14 protein-coding genes are annotated in these 14,141 nt (G+C 61.8%); 9 read left to right on the top strand and 5 right to left on the bottom strand.

Annotated elements, in window-relative coordinates:
* Positions 1–217: 217 nt before the first annotated feature.
* From RWK44_RS21905 to ligA, 4 genes are all read left to right on the top strand, one after another.
* Positions 218–1,087: an outer membrane protein assembly factor BamD gene (locus tag RWK44_RS21905; RefSeq protein ID WP_020050822.1), complete on the top strand. Its 870-nt coding sequence runs from the start codon at positions 218–220 to the stop codon at positions 1,085–1,087.
* Positions 1,088–1,092: 5 nt separating this feature from the next.
* Entirely contained in the window at positions 1,093–2,766 is a 1,674-nt protein-coding gene (gene recN / locus RWK44_RS21910) for a DNA repair protein RecN (protein ID WP_168323547.1), read from the top strand.
* Between the two features lie 99 nt (positions 2,767–2,865).
* Positions 2,866–3,393: a DUF6886 family protein gene (locus tag RWK44_RS21915; RefSeq protein ID WP_168323548.1), complete on the top strand. Its 528-nt coding sequence runs from the start codon at positions 2,866–2,868 to the stop codon at positions 3,391–3,393.
* A 110-nt stretch (positions 3,394–3,503) separates the two neighbouring features.
* Positions 3,504–5,660: an NAD-dependent DNA ligase LigA gene (gene ligA / locus RWK44_RS21920; RefSeq protein WP_168323549.1), complete on the top strand. Its 2,157-nt coding sequence runs from the start codon at positions 3,504–3,506 to the stop codon at positions 5,658–5,660.
* A 33-nt stretch (positions 5,661–5,693) separates the two neighbouring features.
* Here ligA and RWK44_RS21925 read toward each other — a convergent pair whose 3' ends face one another.
* Positions 5,694–6,230, bottom strand: coding sequence for a GNAT family N-acetyltransferase (locus tag RWK44_RS21925; RefSeq protein WP_168323550.1), 537 nt, complete (start codon positions 6,228–6,230; stop codon positions 5,694–5,696).
* Positions 6,231–6,512: 282 nt separating this feature from the next.
* Between RWK44_RS21925 and RWK44_RS21930 the strand changes: the two genes are divergently transcribed.
* Positions 6,513–7,103, top strand: a complete 591-nt coding sequence (locus tag RWK44_RS21930; RefSeq protein WP_027664272.1) for a 3'-5' exonuclease — start codon at positions 6,513–6,515, stop codon at positions 7,101–7,103.
* Between the two features lie 78 nt (positions 7,104–7,181).
* A complete protein-coding gene (locus RWK44_RS21935; RefSeq protein ID WP_168323551.1) occupies positions 7,182–7,676 on the top strand; it encodes a CreA family protein in 495 nt (164 codons plus the stop codon).
* 275 nt (positions 7,677–7,951) lie between these two features.
* On the opposite strand, the gene RWK44_RS21940 is transcribed toward RWK44_RS21935, so the two are convergent.
* Complete coding sequence (locus tag RWK44_RS21940) at positions 7,952–8,422, bottom strand: chemotaxis protein CheW (RefSeq protein WP_003541378.1); 471 nt, start codon at positions 8,420–8,422, stop codon at positions 7,952–7,954.
* Positions 8,423–8,744: 322 nt separating this feature from the next.
* On the opposite strand from RWK44_RS21940, the gene RWK44_RS21945 reads away from it, so the two are divergent.
* Together RWK44_RS21945 and RWK44_RS21950 are read left to right on the top strand one after the other, a co-directional pair.
* On the top strand, positions 8,745–9,347 hold the full coding sequence (locus tag RWK44_RS21945) for an SCO family protein (protein ID WP_316029372.1): 603 nt from the start codon (positions 8,745–8,747) through the stop codon (positions 9,345–9,347).
* A gap of 68 nt (positions 9,348–9,415) precedes the next feature.
* Positions 9,416–10,294: a 50S ribosomal protein L11 methyltransferase gene (locus RWK44_RS21950; RefSeq protein ID WP_131666704.1), complete on the top strand. Its 879-nt coding sequence runs from the start codon at positions 9,416–9,418 to the stop codon at positions 10,292–10,294.
* 417 nt (positions 10,295–10,711) lie between these two features.
* Here the strand turns inward: RWK44_RS21950 and RWK44_RS21955 are convergent, their stop codons facing one another.
* The gene (locus tag RWK44_RS21955) at positions 10,712–10,885 is read right to left on the bottom strand and encodes a hypothetical protein (RefSeq protein WP_168321390.1); all 174 of its coding nucleotides are present in this window, start codon (positions 10,883–10,885) and stop codon (positions 10,712–10,714) included.
* 278 nt (positions 10,886–11,163) lie between these two features.
* Here RWK44_RS21955 and RWK44_RS21960 point away from each other — a divergent pair, with 278 nt between their 5' ends.
* On the top strand, positions 11,164–12,999 hold the full coding sequence (locus RWK44_RS21960; RefSeq protein WP_168321391.1) for an aminopeptidase P family protein: 1,836 nt from the start codon (positions 11,164–11,166) through the stop codon (positions 12,997–12,999).
* Positions 13,000–13,045: 46 nt separating this feature from the next.
* On the opposite strand, the gene RWK44_RS21965 is transcribed toward RWK44_RS21960, so the two are convergent.
* Together RWK44_RS21965 and RWK44_RS21970 are read right to left on the bottom strand one after the other, a co-directional pair.
* Entirely contained in the window at positions 13,046–13,354 is a 309-nt protein-coding gene (locus tag RWK44_RS21965; RefSeq protein ID WP_168321392.1) for an AzlD family protein, read from the bottom strand.
* Positions 13,355–13,357: 3 nt separating this feature from the next.
* Complete coding sequence (locus RWK44_RS21970) at positions 13,358–14,089, bottom strand: AzlC family ABC transporter permease (protein WP_316029373.1); 732 nt, start codon at positions 14,087–14,089, stop codon at positions 13,358–13,360.
* Positions 14,090–14,141: the final 52 nt, after the last annotated feature.

Below are 14,141 nucleotides of genomic sequence, written 5' to 3' on the forward strand. Positions count from 1 at the left end.
GCGGTTTTTTTTATGTCCGGGCGCGTCTGCGGCAATAGGCCGATGCTTGGCCGCCACAGGTCGGGAAGAAGTTGAGAAGCAGGTCATTTCTGCGGCTGCTGCCACAAAAATGCGTTAATGCCTTATCATTGCGTTGCTCTTGATGCACATTTGTGGCTAGAAACGCCAGCGAGGCGTGGCTGCCGTGGAGAGAGCGGCAGCAGTGGGGTTCTTTCGAATGGGTTATGCAGGATCTGAAGGTATGATGAAGACAGCGCGTGCTTTGTTCGCATCGCTTCTGGTGCTCAGCGCAGGCGCCTTGATCTCCGGTTGCCAGTCGGACCCCGATATCGACATCACCAAGCTCGGCCTCGAAACCGATCCGCCCGACGTGCTCTACACGCAAGGCCTTGCCAATATGAAGGCCGGCAACATGGCGGAAGCGGGGCGCAAGTTCGACGCGATCGACCGCGAGAACCCGTTCTCCGAATGGGCGCGCAAGGCGCTTGTGATGAGCACCTTCGTCAAATACCGCCAAGGCCGTCTGGACGATGCGCTTGCTTCCGGCAACCGTTACATGTCGCAGTATCCGAAGTCCCAGGATGCCGCCTATGTGCAGTATCTGATCGGTCTCACCTATTCCAAGCAGATCGTCGACGTGACGCAGGACCAGCGCGCCTCGGCCAAGACGATCGAAGCGATGCAGGCCGTCGTCGACAATTATCCGAACTCCGAATATGTCGACGACGCACAGGCCAAGATCCGCTTCGCACGCGACCAGCTCGCCGGCAAGGAAATGCAGATCGGCCGCTACTACATGGAGCGGAAGGAATATCTCGCCGCGATCTCGCGCTTCCGCATCGTCGTCGAGAAATATCCGAACACGAACCAGATCGAAGAGGCCCTAGCGCGTCTCGTCGAAGCTTATTACTCCATGGGCATCGTCGACGAGGCGCAGACAGCCGCTGCCGTTCTCGGTCACAATTATCCCGACAGCCAGTGGTATGCTGATTCCTACAAGCTGCTGCAGAGCGGCGGTGCCGAGCCGCGTGAAAACAAGGGTTCGTGGATCGCCGCAGCGGGCAAGAAACTTCTTCTCGGTTCCTGAGGCCAATGCTGATCCAGCTTTCGATCCGCGATATCGTCCTGATCGAGCGGCTGGATCTTGCCTTCGAGACCGGCCTCTCCGTGCTGACGGGCGAGACCGGGGCGGGTAAATCCATCCTGCTCGACAGCCTGTCGCTGGCGCTCGGCGGGCGCGGCGACGGCGACTTGGTGCGTCATGGCGAGGACAAGGGCCAGGTGACGGCGGTGTTCGACGTCGGCATGGAACACGGCGCCCGCACCCTCCTGCGCGAAAACGGCATCGACGACGAGGGCGACCTGATCTTCCGCCGCCAGCAATCGGCGGATGGGCGCACCAAGGCCTATGTCAACGACCAGCCGGTCAGCGTGCAGCTGATGCGCCAGGCTGGTCAGCTGCTGGTCGAAATCCACGGGCAGCACGACGATCGCGCCCTTGTCGACACCAATGCCCACCGCACTCTCCTCGATGCGTTCGCCGGCCTTACCGACGAGGTTTCGGAGGTCTCACGGCTCTATCGCCTGTGGCGCGACAGCGAGCGGACACTGAAGAAGCATCGCGAGAAGGTGGAAAGTGCGGCGCGCGAAGCCGACTACCTGCGCTCTTCCGTCGAGGAACTCGAGAAGCTCTCGCCGCAGGATGGCGAGGAGGAAGAACTCGCCGATCGCAGGCAGAAGATGATGAAGGCCGAGCGAATCGCCGGCGATATCGCCGAGGCGTCCGAATTCCTGAACGGCAATGCCTCGCCGGTGCCCCATATCGCCTCACTGGTGCGCCGGCTGGAGCGCAAGAGCCATGAGGCGCCGGGACTGCTCGAAGACACCGTGACGCTGCTCGATGCCGCGCTGGACCAGCTTTCCAACGCGCAGATGGAAGTCGAGGCGGCCCTGCGCAAGACCGAATACGATCCAAGGGAGCTGGAGCGGGTGGAAGAGCGGCTTTTCGCGCTCAGGGCCGCCTCGCGCAAATATTCCGTGCCCGTCACCGAACTGCCGGCGCTTGCCGTGCGCATGATTGCCGATCTTGCCGATCTCGACGCGGGCGAGGAGAGGCTTGCGCGGCTCGACGCCGAGGTCGGCCTGGCCCGGGAAAATTACGATGCGGCGGCGCGCTCGCTGTCAGACAAGCGCCATCATGCCGGCACCGCACTGGCTGGGGCCGTCATGGCCGAGCTGCCGGCACTGAAACTCGAACGCGCCCGTTTCATGGTCGAGATCACCACGGATGCGGGCGAGGCGCTCGCCGAAGGCATCGACGTCGTCGAGTTCCATGTCCAGACCAATCCCGGCACGCGGCCGGGCTCGATCATGAAGGTTGCCTCCGGCGGCGAGCTGTCGCGTTTCCTGCTGGCGCTGAAAGTGGCGCTCGCCGATCGCGGATCGGCCCCGACGCTCGTCTTCGACGAAATCGATACCGGCGTCGGCGGTGCGGTGGCCGATGCGATCGGCCAGCGGCTGAAGCGGCTGTCGGAGCGGGTGCAGGTGCTGTCGGTCACGCATGCGCCGCAGGTCGCGGCGCGGGCGGCGACGCATCTCTTGATTTCCAAGGGACCGTTGGCCGACGGTTCGGAAAAGATCGCCACCCGCGTCGCGACGATGGCGCAGAAGGATCGCACCGAGGAGATCGCCCGTATGCTGGCCGGGGCTTCGGTCACCGAAGAGGCGAGGGCGGCGGCAAAGCGGCTGCTGGCCGGCAACGGCTGATTTTTCTTCCGATGCTCTTCCCGCCCGGGCCGGCGGGATGACAATCATCCTGCGGCGCGATATGGGCTGAAACTTCCCGATCGGCGACGAGCTCATGCCATGCGGCTTTTCCATTTCAGCGACGATGCCGGTATTGCGGCGTTCGAGCCACGCCCGGTTCGCGTCCCGTCTGCCCGTGCGCCCGGCCGAGAATGGCTGAACGGTCCGCTCGTCTGGGCAATCGATGCCGATCATGATTTCATGTATCTCTTTCCGCGCGATTGCCCCCGCATCCTGCTCTGGGCGACAGCCGATACGCCGGAGGCCGAACGGCGGCGCTGGCTCGGCGACTGGCGGGCCGTCGCCTGCGTCGAGCGCCATTGGCTGGAAAGGCTCGAAGCGGAGACGATCCAGCGTTACGAGATGCCGGCCGAGGGCTTCGAGGGTCTGGACGATGCGGGCATGTGGGTGGCCCGCAGACGCGTCATTCCCCTGGAGAGGACCGCCATCACGCGGCTCGACCAGGAGTTTGCGCCGCGCAGGGTGGAGCTTCGGGGGGTCGATAGCCTGCGGCCGTTGAAGGGCCTCTGGAACACCAGCCTGCATGTCAGCGGCATCCGGCTGCGCAATGCCAGGGATTGGGAATAGGCCGGGTAGACCGATCTTCCTTTCGAAGGACCGCAGCCTCTCTTTTCATCCGACAATTTTGCTCTAAAAACAATCCAGATTTCTGGGCAGATTCTCTGGAGTGATGTTCCATGTCCACCGAACGTTCCGCCGTCGACACGTTGACGATCGAAGAGGCTGCTGCTGAGCTCGAACGGCTGGCAAAGGAGATTGCGCATCACGATGCGCTCTATCACGGCAAGGACCAACCGGAGATTTCGGATGCCGATTACGATGCGCTGAAGCGACGCAATGATGCGCTTGAGGCTCGGTTTCCCGAGCTGATCCGCGAGGACAGCCCGTCGCGGCATGTCGGTGCAGCGCCTTCCGTCACCTTCTCGCCTGTCGTCCATGCCCGGCCGATGCTGTCGCTCGACAACACTTTCTCGCAGGATGATGTGCAGGATTTCGTCGCCGGCGTCTATCGCTTCCTCGGCCGTCTGCCGGATCAGTCGATCGCCTTTACTGCGGAACCGAAGATCGACGGCCTGTCGATGTCTATCCGTTACGAGAACGGCAGGCTGGTGACGGCAGCGACGCGCGGCGACGGCACGACGGGGGAGAATGTCACCGCCAATATCCGCACCATCGCCGAAATCCCCAACGAGCTGCCGAAAGGCGTTCCTGCCGTCGTCGAGATCCGCGGCGAGGTCTATATGGCCAAGAGCGACTTCCTGGCGCTGAACCGCCAAATGGAGGCGGAAGGCAAGCAGACCTATGTCAATCCGCGCAACACCGCGGCCGGGTCGCTGCGCCAGCTCGACGCCAAGGTGACGGCGAGCCGCAAGCTGAAATTCTTCGCCTATGCCTGGGGCGAGATGTCGGAGATGCCTGAAGATACGCAATTTGGGATAGTGCAGACCTTCAAGGACTGGGGTTTTCCTGTCAATCCGCTGATGAAACGGCTGAACTCGGTCGCCGACATCCTGGCACATTATGACGAGATCGGCCTTAAGCGCCCGGATCTCGATTACGACATCGACGGCGTCGTCTACAAGGTCGACAGCCTCGAGCTGCAGGCCCGCCTCGGCTTCCGCTCGCGCTCGCCGCGCTGGGCGACGGCGCACAAATTTCCGGCGGAGCAGGCTTTCACGATCGTCGAGAATATCGACATTCAAGTCGGCCGCACCGGCGCCCTGACACCCGTCGCGCGATTGACGCCGATCACCGTCGGCGGCGTGGTCGTCACCAATGCGACGCTGCACAACGCGGATTACATCCGGGGCATCGGCAATAGCGGCGAGCGCATCCGCGACGACGAGCACGATATCCGCATCGGCGATACCGTCATCGTACAGCGGGCAGGTGATGTGATCCCGCAGGTGCTCGACGTCGTCATGGAGAAGCGGCCGGCCGGGGCCAGGCCCTATGAATTTCCGAAGACCTGCCCGGTCTGCGGTTCGCATGCCGTGCGTGAAAGACATGAGAAGACCGGCAAACTCGATTCGGTCACCCGCTGCACCGGCGGCTTCATTTGCAGGGCACAGGCGACGGAGCATCTGAAGCATTTCGTTTCGCGAAACGCCTTCGATATCGAAGGGCTCGGTTCGAAGCAGATCGATTTCTTCTTCGAAAACGAGGACGCGTCGCTGCAGATCCGCACCGCGCCGGATATCTTCACGCTGGAGAAGCGTCAGCAGCAATCGCTGACCAAGCTGGAGAATATTGACGGCTTCGGCAAGGTCAGCGTCGGCAAGCTCTATGCGGCGATCACCGAGCGGCGCAGCATTGCGCTCCACCGCTTCATTTACGCGCTCGGCATCCGTCATGTCGGCGAGACCACGGCGAAGCTCTTGGCGCGTTCTTACGGCACCTATGCGGCTTTTGAAACCGCAATGCGCGAGGCCGAGGCGCTTGCCGGCGACGCCTGGAACGATCTCAACGCCATCGAGGGTATCGGCGAAGTTGTGGCGCGGGCCATCGTCGAATTCTACAAGGAGCCGCGCAATGTCGAGGTGATCACCCGACTGCTTGAGGAGGTGACGCCCGAGGAGGCCGAACAACCGAAGACGGCAGGCAGCCCGGTTGCCGGTAAGACCGTGGTTTTCACCGGCTCGCTGGAAAAATTTACCCGCGACGAGGCAAAGGCGAGGGCGGAAAGTCTTGGCGCCAAGGTGGCGGGATCGGTCTCGAAGAAGACCGACATCGTCGTCGCCGGCCCCGGCGCCGGCTCCAAGCTCGACAAGGCGCGCGAACTCGGCGTGCAGACGATGGACGAGGACGAATGGCTGGCACTGATCAGCGGGTGAGGGGACTGACGGCAAGCCGTCAGCCCCGTTTGTTCATAGCCTGAGCCGCGCCATCGTATAGGCGTCGACATACTCGCCGGATCGAAAGCCGAAGGCCTTCAGTAGGCCTTCCTGTTTGAAGCCGAATTTCCGGTAGAGGCCGATGGCCACGTCGTTGTCGATGTAGACGGTCAGTTCCAGCCGTTTGATATCAAGCCAGTCGTCGGCTGCGTCGACAAAAGCGCCGAGCAGGATTCGCCCGAAGCCGCGGCCGGTGAAATCGTCATGCACGCCCATGCCGATGCTGGCGACGTGCTGCCTGCGGCCGGAAAGACGGTTGAGGCCGCCATTGCCGACGATCCTGCCGTCCTGGGTGACGACGAGGTTGAGTGCTCCCGGCGACGGGTTTTCCATGTGCTTGCGAACTTCCTCGACCCTCTGGTATGGCGGCCGCAAGGTGCCGGCCCGGTAGCCCGGCAGATTTATGAGATCGGTGATCTCCTCCGCATCGGACAGGCGGACGGCGCGCACGAGGACGCCATCTGGCAGGCGCGCTCGGCCGCGAGGTTCATTCTCTTCGTTTTCGGACATTCATGCTCTCCGTTTGTTTCAGGAGGAGAGCCGGCTTTACGAAAACCCTGCTCGCCTCGGCAGGGTTTTCGGGATGATCGGATCGCTGCTAACGCACCATCGTTCCCGCGTACCCTTCAAGGGTCGTGGTGTGATGAATAAGCGCTGCCATGGTCACGGAACCGATCATGGCAACAAATTTCGATATGCGGGTTAAAAAGTCAACCGTGCGTCGTGTCGAATTTGCGCGGCAAGAAGCGGGGCGGTATTCCTGTTCCCGACGAAACGATTCGGGTTGCTGATTTGAAGACCATCGCGATTGACTTCGAGACGGCGAACGAGCAGCGCGGCAGCGCCTGTTCCGTCGGCCTTGCCTGGATCGAGGACGGCAGGGTGACGCGCGTCGAGGAGCGGCTGATCCGGCCGCGGGACATGCGCTTTTCAGGCATGAACATCGCGATCCATGGCATCCGGCCGGAGCATGTCGAGGACGCTCCCGAGTTTCCCGAGGTAATGGATGAGTTTGAGGAGGATTTTCGTGGCGCGACGATGATCGCGCACAATGCCGCCTTCGATTTCAGCGTCTGGCGGGCCAGCCTCGATCTCTACCGGCAATCCTATCCGGAGCTTACCTATCTCTGCAGCCTGAAGATGGCGCAGCGGATTTGGCCGCATTTCCTCTCGCACCGGCTGAACCTGATCGCCGAGCATCTCGGCCTGCGTTTCGTGCACCACAACGCCGCCGAAGATGCCGCCGTCTGCGCAGCGGCGGCGATCGAGATGGCAAGGGCCGTCAAGGCACATGCCGTCCACGCCATACCGTCGTTGATCGGCATGAAGCCAGGTCGGCTGACGGCGCGGGCCTACGAGCCCTGCACCTGCCGAAAAGGCTGATCCCTTTCTGCAAACGCCCTTTTCTTGCAAAGCATGGGTGCATGCTTATCTAGAAAGCGGATTATTCAGGGAGCCGCCATGTCCAGACTGCGCAATCTTCTCCTCGCCGCCTTCTCTTTCGCCGCCCTTTCTACAGGTGCTGCCTCGGCCGAAGTCGTCGGCAAGGTCGGAGTCGACTGGATCGGCAACGACATCATCGTCGAGGCGGTCTCCGACCCCGAGGTCAAAGGCGTTACCTGCCACGTCACCTATTTCGACCGCAGCCTGATCGACCGGTTCAAGAACGGCAACTGGTTCGAGGATCCGTCCAACAATTCCATTGCCTGCCGGCAGACGGGGCCGATCGAGATCGGCAATATCGACCTGTCCAAGGATGGCAGCGAGGTGTTCCGCCAGGGCATGTCGCTGATCTGGAAGACGTTGGTCGTCAACCGCATCTACGACAAGACCAACGACACGCTGATCTATCTCGCCCATTCGCGCGAACTGACCGACGGTTCGGCGAAGATGTCGATCTCGACCATTCCGCTCTATGGGCAGAGCGTTGTCTGGAAGAATGGGAAGCCGCAATAAGGCTGGGAGGTTCCGGGGTCTCTCGCGCTTGCGATGAAAGACCCCGCCCCAACCCCTCCCCACAAGGGGGAGGGGCTTAACTTGCCGCACCCGCTTTCCAGATTTTCGACGTTTCGGGAGGAGCGAGTCGGGGCCTGAGCTTAGTCCCTCCCCCTTGTGGGGAGGGGTTGGGGAGGGGTTTTCCTAAAAACTGATCCGATGCCGGCTTTATTCTCCACCCGAAACTAAAAAGGCCCGGACGAGCCGGGCCTTCGAATTCCAGATATAAGTATTCCTCAGGCGGCCTGCGTCAGCTCGTCGGCAATGACCGTGTCGAGGTTCAAGAAGCAGACCATGGTCTTTTCGAGCGCGACGATGCCGCGGCAGAAGGCGCGCTGGGCTTCCGGGATGATTTCCGGCGGCGGCTGCAGGTCTTCGCTTTTGATGGTCATCATGTCGGAAACCTGCTCGACCAGCAGGCCGACCAGCTTGCCGGCGATGTCGGTGACGATGATCGCCGAGCGCTCAGATGGCTCGGTCATCTTCATGCCGAGGCGGCAGGCCATGTCGATGACGGGGATCACCGCACCGCGCAGGTTAATGAGACCCAAGACGTAGGGCGGGGTGTGCGGCATCGGCGTCACCGGCGCCCAGCCGCGAATTTCGCGGATAGCCATGATGTCGATACAGAATTCCTGATCGCCCAGATGGAACGAAACGATTTCAAGATAAGCGCCCGACTGCTTGATGGCGTTGTTGTTGTTCATGGTCAGAATTCTTCCCAGTTGTCCCCAGCGGGAGAGGCGATGCAGAACCGCTGTTAAATATAGATGTGACGGCTTAAGTCTTTCCTAACGATATGTATTTTCCGATTACCCGCCGCTCAAACGGCAAGCTATTCACAAACATGCCATTTTTGATCCGTGCCGATTCCTAAGGTCGGATTTCGTTGCCGTTGCAGTTTCTATCGGTGAGACAATTAATCACCGGTCAGAAACATATTCTTGAATTGCGCGCGTCCGATCGAGGCTATAATCACGCGGGGCAGGGGCGGACCGTGCGTCTCCGCCCGGATCGAGGATCATGCCAATGAAGACATTCCGCATCGCCGTCTGGGTCGGTGTCCTGATACTTGCCGGGTTTCTTGGCGCGTACACGCTCAACATGACGAAGTCGAGGGACATGGTGGCAGAACCGCCCGTCGGCGTGCCCTTCACGCTGGTCTCCCAAAGCGGACAGCCGATCACCGAGGAGGCGCTGCGCGGCAAGCCGACGGCGCTGTTCTTCGGCTTCACCCATTGCCCGGAAGTCTGCCCGACGACGCTTTTCGAGCTGAACGGCTGGTTGGAGAAGGTCGATCCGAAGGGCGATAAGCTGCAGGCCTATTTCGTGACCGTCGATCCGGAGCGCGACACGCCCGAGATCATGAACGAATACGTCTCCAATGTTTCCAAGCGCATCACCGGCATTTCGGGCGCGCCCGACAAGATCGCCGAGGTGGTCAAGGGGTTCCGCGTCTACGCCAAGAAAGTGCCGGTCGATGAGAAGGATCCGAACGGCGACTATACGATGGATCACACCGCCTCGGTCTTCCTGCTCGATTCGGCCGGGCGGTTTTCCGGAACGATCGCCTATGGCGAAAACCCGGACACGGCGGTAAAGAAGCTGGAGAATCTCGTCAGCAAGGGGTGACAGCTTCAGCGTGATGGGGCGTTGGCTCGATCGGCGGCGGGCAACGGAAACGGGAAAGACCGCCTATTGTGAGTGAAATCCGCCTTTATGTGACGACGACCGAAGCCAAGGCCGAGGAGATCCTCGACCTTCTGAGCGCAGTCTTCGGTGAAGAAGACTTTGCCATCGGCACCACCGAGATCGATGAGAAGAAGGATATCTGGGAAGCCTCGATCTATATGATGGCCGAGGACGAGGCTGAGGTGCAATCCCGCGTCGAGGACGCATTAAAGGCTTCTTTCCCCGATGCCCGGCTGGAGCGGGAAGTCATCCCCGAGATCGACTGGGTGGTGAAATCGCTGGAGGGGCTGAAGCCCGTCCGGGCGGGGCGTTTCCTGGTACATGGCTCGCATGACCGCGACAAGATCCGCCCCGGCGACATCGCCATCGAGATCGATGCCGGCCAGGCCTTCGGCACCGGCCATCACGGCACGACGGCCGGCTGCCTCGAGGTGATCGATAGCGTGGTGCGTTCGCGCTCGGTCCGCAACGCGCTCGATCTCGGCACCGGTAGCGGCGTACTGGCGATTGCGGTGCGCAAGCTCAGGAACATACCGGTGCTGGCGACCGACATCGATCCGATCGCGACGAAGGTGGCGGCCGAGAACGTGCGCCGCAACGGCATCGCCTCGGGCATCGTTACCAGGACCGCGCCGGGCTTTCATTCGACGGCCTTTTCCGAGCATGGCCCCTTCGATCTCATCATCGCCAACATTCTCGCCCGGCCGCTGATCCGCATGGCGCCGAAGCTTGCGACGCATCTTGCGCCTGGCGGATCGGTCATTCTCTCCGGCATCCTTGCCGGGCAGCGCTGGAAGGTGATTGCTGCCTATAGTGGCGCGAGGCTTCGCCATGTCAGAACCATCTGGCGCAACGGCTGGGTGACTATTCATCTCGATCGGCCCTGAGCTTTCAAGGTTGTGAGCAGGTGATTTCTCCTGCAACGCATGCCTTGTTTAAGGCAACGCGCCTCCTCCCCACCCTCATCCCTGTGCCCGTCACAGGGATCCAGCCACCGCGCGTCTGCGCGGTGAATGACTTCATACGAGCTTGAAGAGAGTTTTCCCGCGCCCAAGGACTTGGGCGCACTGGATCCCTGTGACAAGCACAGGGATGAGGGCGGTGGCGGGTGCCGCACCGCCTTATCGAAACGGAACCGCTCTGTGAGCCTTGTTGAAGATAAGAAAAAGGCGGTGCCGATGGCACCGCCTTGGACCGGTCTATCCGGTCAATGCCCGCGAGCTCAAGGGGAGGAGCGCTCGAGCGGGCTCTACTGCATTCCAATAGGCCGGTCCGGGAGGGAGGAGACGGACTGGCTTTCAGGCTTAGAACGCGTAGCTGGGGGCGCCCTTGTGGCGCGTGGCCCGCTGGCCGGCGCCGAGCAGCTTGAGGCTGTCCTCGTTCTGCGGACGGCGGGCGCCGATCACGTGACGCACGGTCTGGCGTTCGCCAGCCTGCACCGGGCAGCTATATGCGAAGCGCGAGAGAGAGGCGGTCATTTCAAGAATTCCTTTGTTTACAGGTTCATCGCGAACCGTTCGATGACGCCTATATAGCTATTCTGAAATGCGGAGGCAGGGGGTTTCGCTCATGGGAGCCATGCGGCCAATGCATAAAGCGTGCCAAATTAACTTTTGGCGTCACAGTTCTGTCAAAATGTTGAGCGGTCCCAGGGGTTCGACTCGTTTTGACGCTTTTTCTCCCCATCGATTGAAATTTCGCTAACATGGCCGGCATCCCATTAACCGGATTCGTCTCAATCATTCAGGTTTCCAGCATGTTCCAGTCTTTCGAGGTTACCTCTACGCCGCAATTCGGCAGGGATCGGGTTTCCGCACTACGCGCCAGTTTCGATTCGCTTGGCGTCGACGCCTTCCTCGTGCCGCGCGCCGATGAATTCAACGGCGAATATGTTCCCGCATGTTCGGAGCGCTTGGCGTGGCTGACGGGCTTTACCGGCTCGGCCGGCATTGCGCTGATCCTGCGCACGCAGGCGATCGTCTTCGTCGACGGACGTTATGTGACGCAGCTTGCCGAACAGGTCGACGGTTCGGTCTTTTCGGGCGGCGATCTCGTCAACGAGCCGCCGCATGTCTGGCTCGCCGCAAACGGAGCCAAGGGCCTGCGGCTCGGCATCGACCCCTGGCTGCATGCCGGGGCCGAGGTACGCCGTCTGGAAAGGGCGCTGTCGGAGATCGGCGGCACGCTGGTCTTCCTGCCGCACAATCCGCTCGACAGGCTTTGGGCCGACCGGCCGGCCGAGCCGCTTGGCGCGGTCAGCATCCAGAACGTCGCGCAGGCCGGCGTGCTGGCGAGAGAGAAGATCGCGACGATCGCCGCGGATCTTTCGAAGAAGAACCTTGCGGCGGTGTTGATCGCCGATCCCTCTTCGGTCGCCTGGACTTTCAATATTCGCGGCGCCGATGTGCCGCACACGCCGCATCCGCTGGCGCGCGCCATCGTCCATGCCGACGGCCGGGCCGAGATCTTCCTCGACAAGCGCAAGACCGGCATCGAGCCGGAGGCCTATCTCGCGCAGATCTGCACGCAGCTGCCGCCATCGGCGCTGGAAGAAAAGCTCACCGCCGTTTCCAGGGATGGCGGCCGCGTGCTGATCGATCCTGACATCGCGGCCTATGCGCTGGCGGAGATCATCCGCAAGGCGGGCGGCGAAGTGGTGGAGGGCGCCGATCCCGCCAAGTTGCCGCGCGCAGTGAAGAACGACGTCGAGATCAACGGTTCGGCCGCCGCCCATCTACAGGACGGGGCGGCGATGGTGGAATTCCTTTATTGGCTGTCGCAGACGAAGCCCGGCACGGTGAGCGAGATCGCTGCTGCCGAACATCTCGAAGCGGCGCGCGCCCGCGTCGGCCAGAGCATGCAGAACCCGCTGAAGGACATTTCCTTCGATACGATTTCAGGTGCCGGCGAACATGCGGCGATCATGCATTACCGCGTGACGACCGAGACCAACCGGGTGATCGAAGCCGGCGAACTCTTCCTGATCGATTCGGGCGCGCAATATATCAACGGCACGACCGACATCACCCGCACGGTCGGAATCGGTACGGTATCGGAAGAGCATCGGCGCTTCTTCACGCTGGTGCTGAAGGGGATGATAGAGATCAGCACAGCGCGTTTCCCGAAGGGCACGCGCGGCTGCGATCTCGATCCGCTGGCGCGCATCGCGCTGTGGCGGGCCGGCGCCGATTTCGCCCATGGCACAGGCCACGGCGTCGGCTCCTATCTCTCGGTGCATGAGGGGCCGCAGCGCATCTCCAGGCTGTCGACGCAGGAACTGCTGCCCGGCATGATCCTTTCGAACGAGCCTGGCTATTACCGGCCCGGCAGCTTCGGCATCCGCATCGAGAACCTGATCTATGTGCGCGGGGCCGAAGAGATCGAGGGCGGCGATGCGCCGATGCTCGGATTCGAGACGCTGACCTTCTGCCCGATCGACCGCAGTCTCGTCATTCCCGAGCTTCTGACCCATGACGAGCTGCACTGGTTCAACGACTATCATCGCCGCACATGTGAGGCGCTGATGCCGCTCATCCATGATCACGATGTCAGGGCGTGGCTCGAAAACGCGACGCTGCCGCTGGAATATTGAGAAAACGGGATGCCTTGAATTTCTGCGCCGGCTGTCGGGCCGGTGCTCAGGCGCCGATCGTGTGGCGCCAGGTCATCACGACGATCCAGGCGGCGACCAGCATCCATGTATGGGTGAAGCGCAGGCCGATGAAGAGGGCGGTGATCAGCGCCAGCTTCGATTCCCAGCCGCCGATGAAGAAGGCGGGTGCGACCAGCGTCGTCAGCACGGCGGCCGGCACGGCATTCAGCGCCGCCTCCATGCGCGGGGGAATGCTCTTCATTCGGGTGATGAGGATATACCCGCCGATGCGGGTGGCGAAGGTGGCGGCGGCTGCAGCGAGGATGACGAGCGCCATGTGAAGATCAAATTCCATGGCTTAGACCTCGTGCACTTCGGATTTAAGGGCGTCGGCTTCGAGATCAGCCTCTTGCGGCGGCAAAGGCAGCACGGCGGCGAGTAGGATGCCAACGGCAGCACCGAGGCTGACATGCCAGGGCGAGCCGACATAGCGGTAGGCGAGTACGGAAGCCACCGCGCTGACGAGCGCCACGGGCAGGAAATTGTCTCGCTTGCGGAAGCCGAGGACGATGCCGAGGAAGTAGGCCGGCAGCAGGATGTCGAGGCCGATGGCCTTAGGATCGCCAATGAAGCCGCCGAGCATGCCGCCGGCGACGCTGATCAGCACCCATGGGATGTAGATGATGATGGCGAAGCCGAAATACCAGGCGAAGGTGAGTTGTCGGCCGGCCTCGCCGCGCTTTACCGCTTCGGCGAATTGCGGATCGACGAGCAGGAAGAAGGTGAAGAATTTCTGCACCGGCGTGAAATGGCCGATGTAGCGCGCCAGCGCCGCCGAATAGAGCACGTGGCGGAAATTGACGGCGAGGATCGACAGCACGATCAGCCAGGCGTGGACATTGTGGCCGAAGAGTTCGATGCCGACCATCTGGCTGGCGCCGGCATAGACCGTGGCACTCATGAAGGCGGCTTCGGAGAGCGACATGCCGTTTTCGACCGCGAGCGCTCCGAACAGGGCGCCAAAGGGCGCCGATGCCAGCGCGACGGCGGAGCCGGCCCGCAAACCTTCAACAAAGTCGGCGCGATTCATGGGATCTTTCCTGTTGGAATTCAGGTTTTCCCTTATGGTCTACTGCTTGCAA

Source organism: Rhizobium sp. 25PS6, from assembly GCF_032464655.1.
GTDB lineage: Bacteria > Pseudomonadota > Alphaproteobacteria > Rhizobiales > Rhizobiaceae > Rhizobium > Rhizobium laguerreae.

Bases quoted from the DNA above. Each gene is read 5' to 3' on its own strand.
- recN (WP_168323547.1), top strand. From the start codon at position 1,093: ATGCTGATCCAGCTTTCGATCCGCGATATCGTCCTGATCGAGCGGCTG.
- RWK44_RS21945 (WP_316029372.1), top strand. From the start codon at position 8,745: ATGAAGACATTCCGCATCGCCGTCTGGGTCGGTGTCCTGATACTTGCC.
- RWK44_RS21915 (WP_168323548.1), top strand. From the start codon at position 2,866: ATGCGGCTTTTCCATTTCAGCGACGATGCCGGTATTGCGGCGTTCGAG.
- RWK44_RS21965 (WP_168321392.1), bottom strand. From the start codon at position 13,354: ATGGAATTTGATCTTCACATGGCGCTCGTCATCCTCGCTGCAGCCGCC.
- RWK44_RS21960 (WP_168321391.1), top strand. From the start codon at position 11,164: ATGTTCCAGTCTTTCGAGGTTACCTCTACGCCGCAATTCGGCAGGGAT.
- RWK44_RS21935 (WP_168323551.1), top strand. From the start codon at position 7,182: ATGTCCAGACTGCGCAATCTTCTCCTCGCCGCCTTCTCTTTCGCCGCC.
- RWK44_RS21940 (WP_003541378.1), bottom strand. From the start codon at position 8,422: ATGAACAACAACAACGCCATCAAGCAGTCGGGCGCTTATCTTGAAATC.
- ligA (WP_168323549.1), top strand. From the start codon at position 3,504: ATGTCCACCGAACGTTCCGCCGTCGACACGTTGACGATCGAAGAGGCT.
- RWK44_RS21905 (WP_020050822.1), top strand. From the start codon at position 218: ATGGGTTATGCAGGATCTGAAGGTATGATGAAGACAGCGCGTGCTTTG.
- RWK44_RS21955 (WP_168321390.1), bottom strand. From the start codon at position 10,885: ATGACCGCCTCTCTCTCGCGCTTCGCATATAGCTGCCCGGTGCAGGCT.
- RWK44_RS21970 (WP_316029373.1), bottom strand. From the start codon at position 14,089: ATGAATCGCGCCGACTTTGTTGAAGGTTTGCGGGCCGGCTCCGCCGTC.
- RWK44_RS21925 (WP_168323550.1), bottom strand. From the start codon at position 6,230: ATGTCCGAAAACGAAGAGAATGAACCTCGCGGCCGAGCGCGCCTGCCA.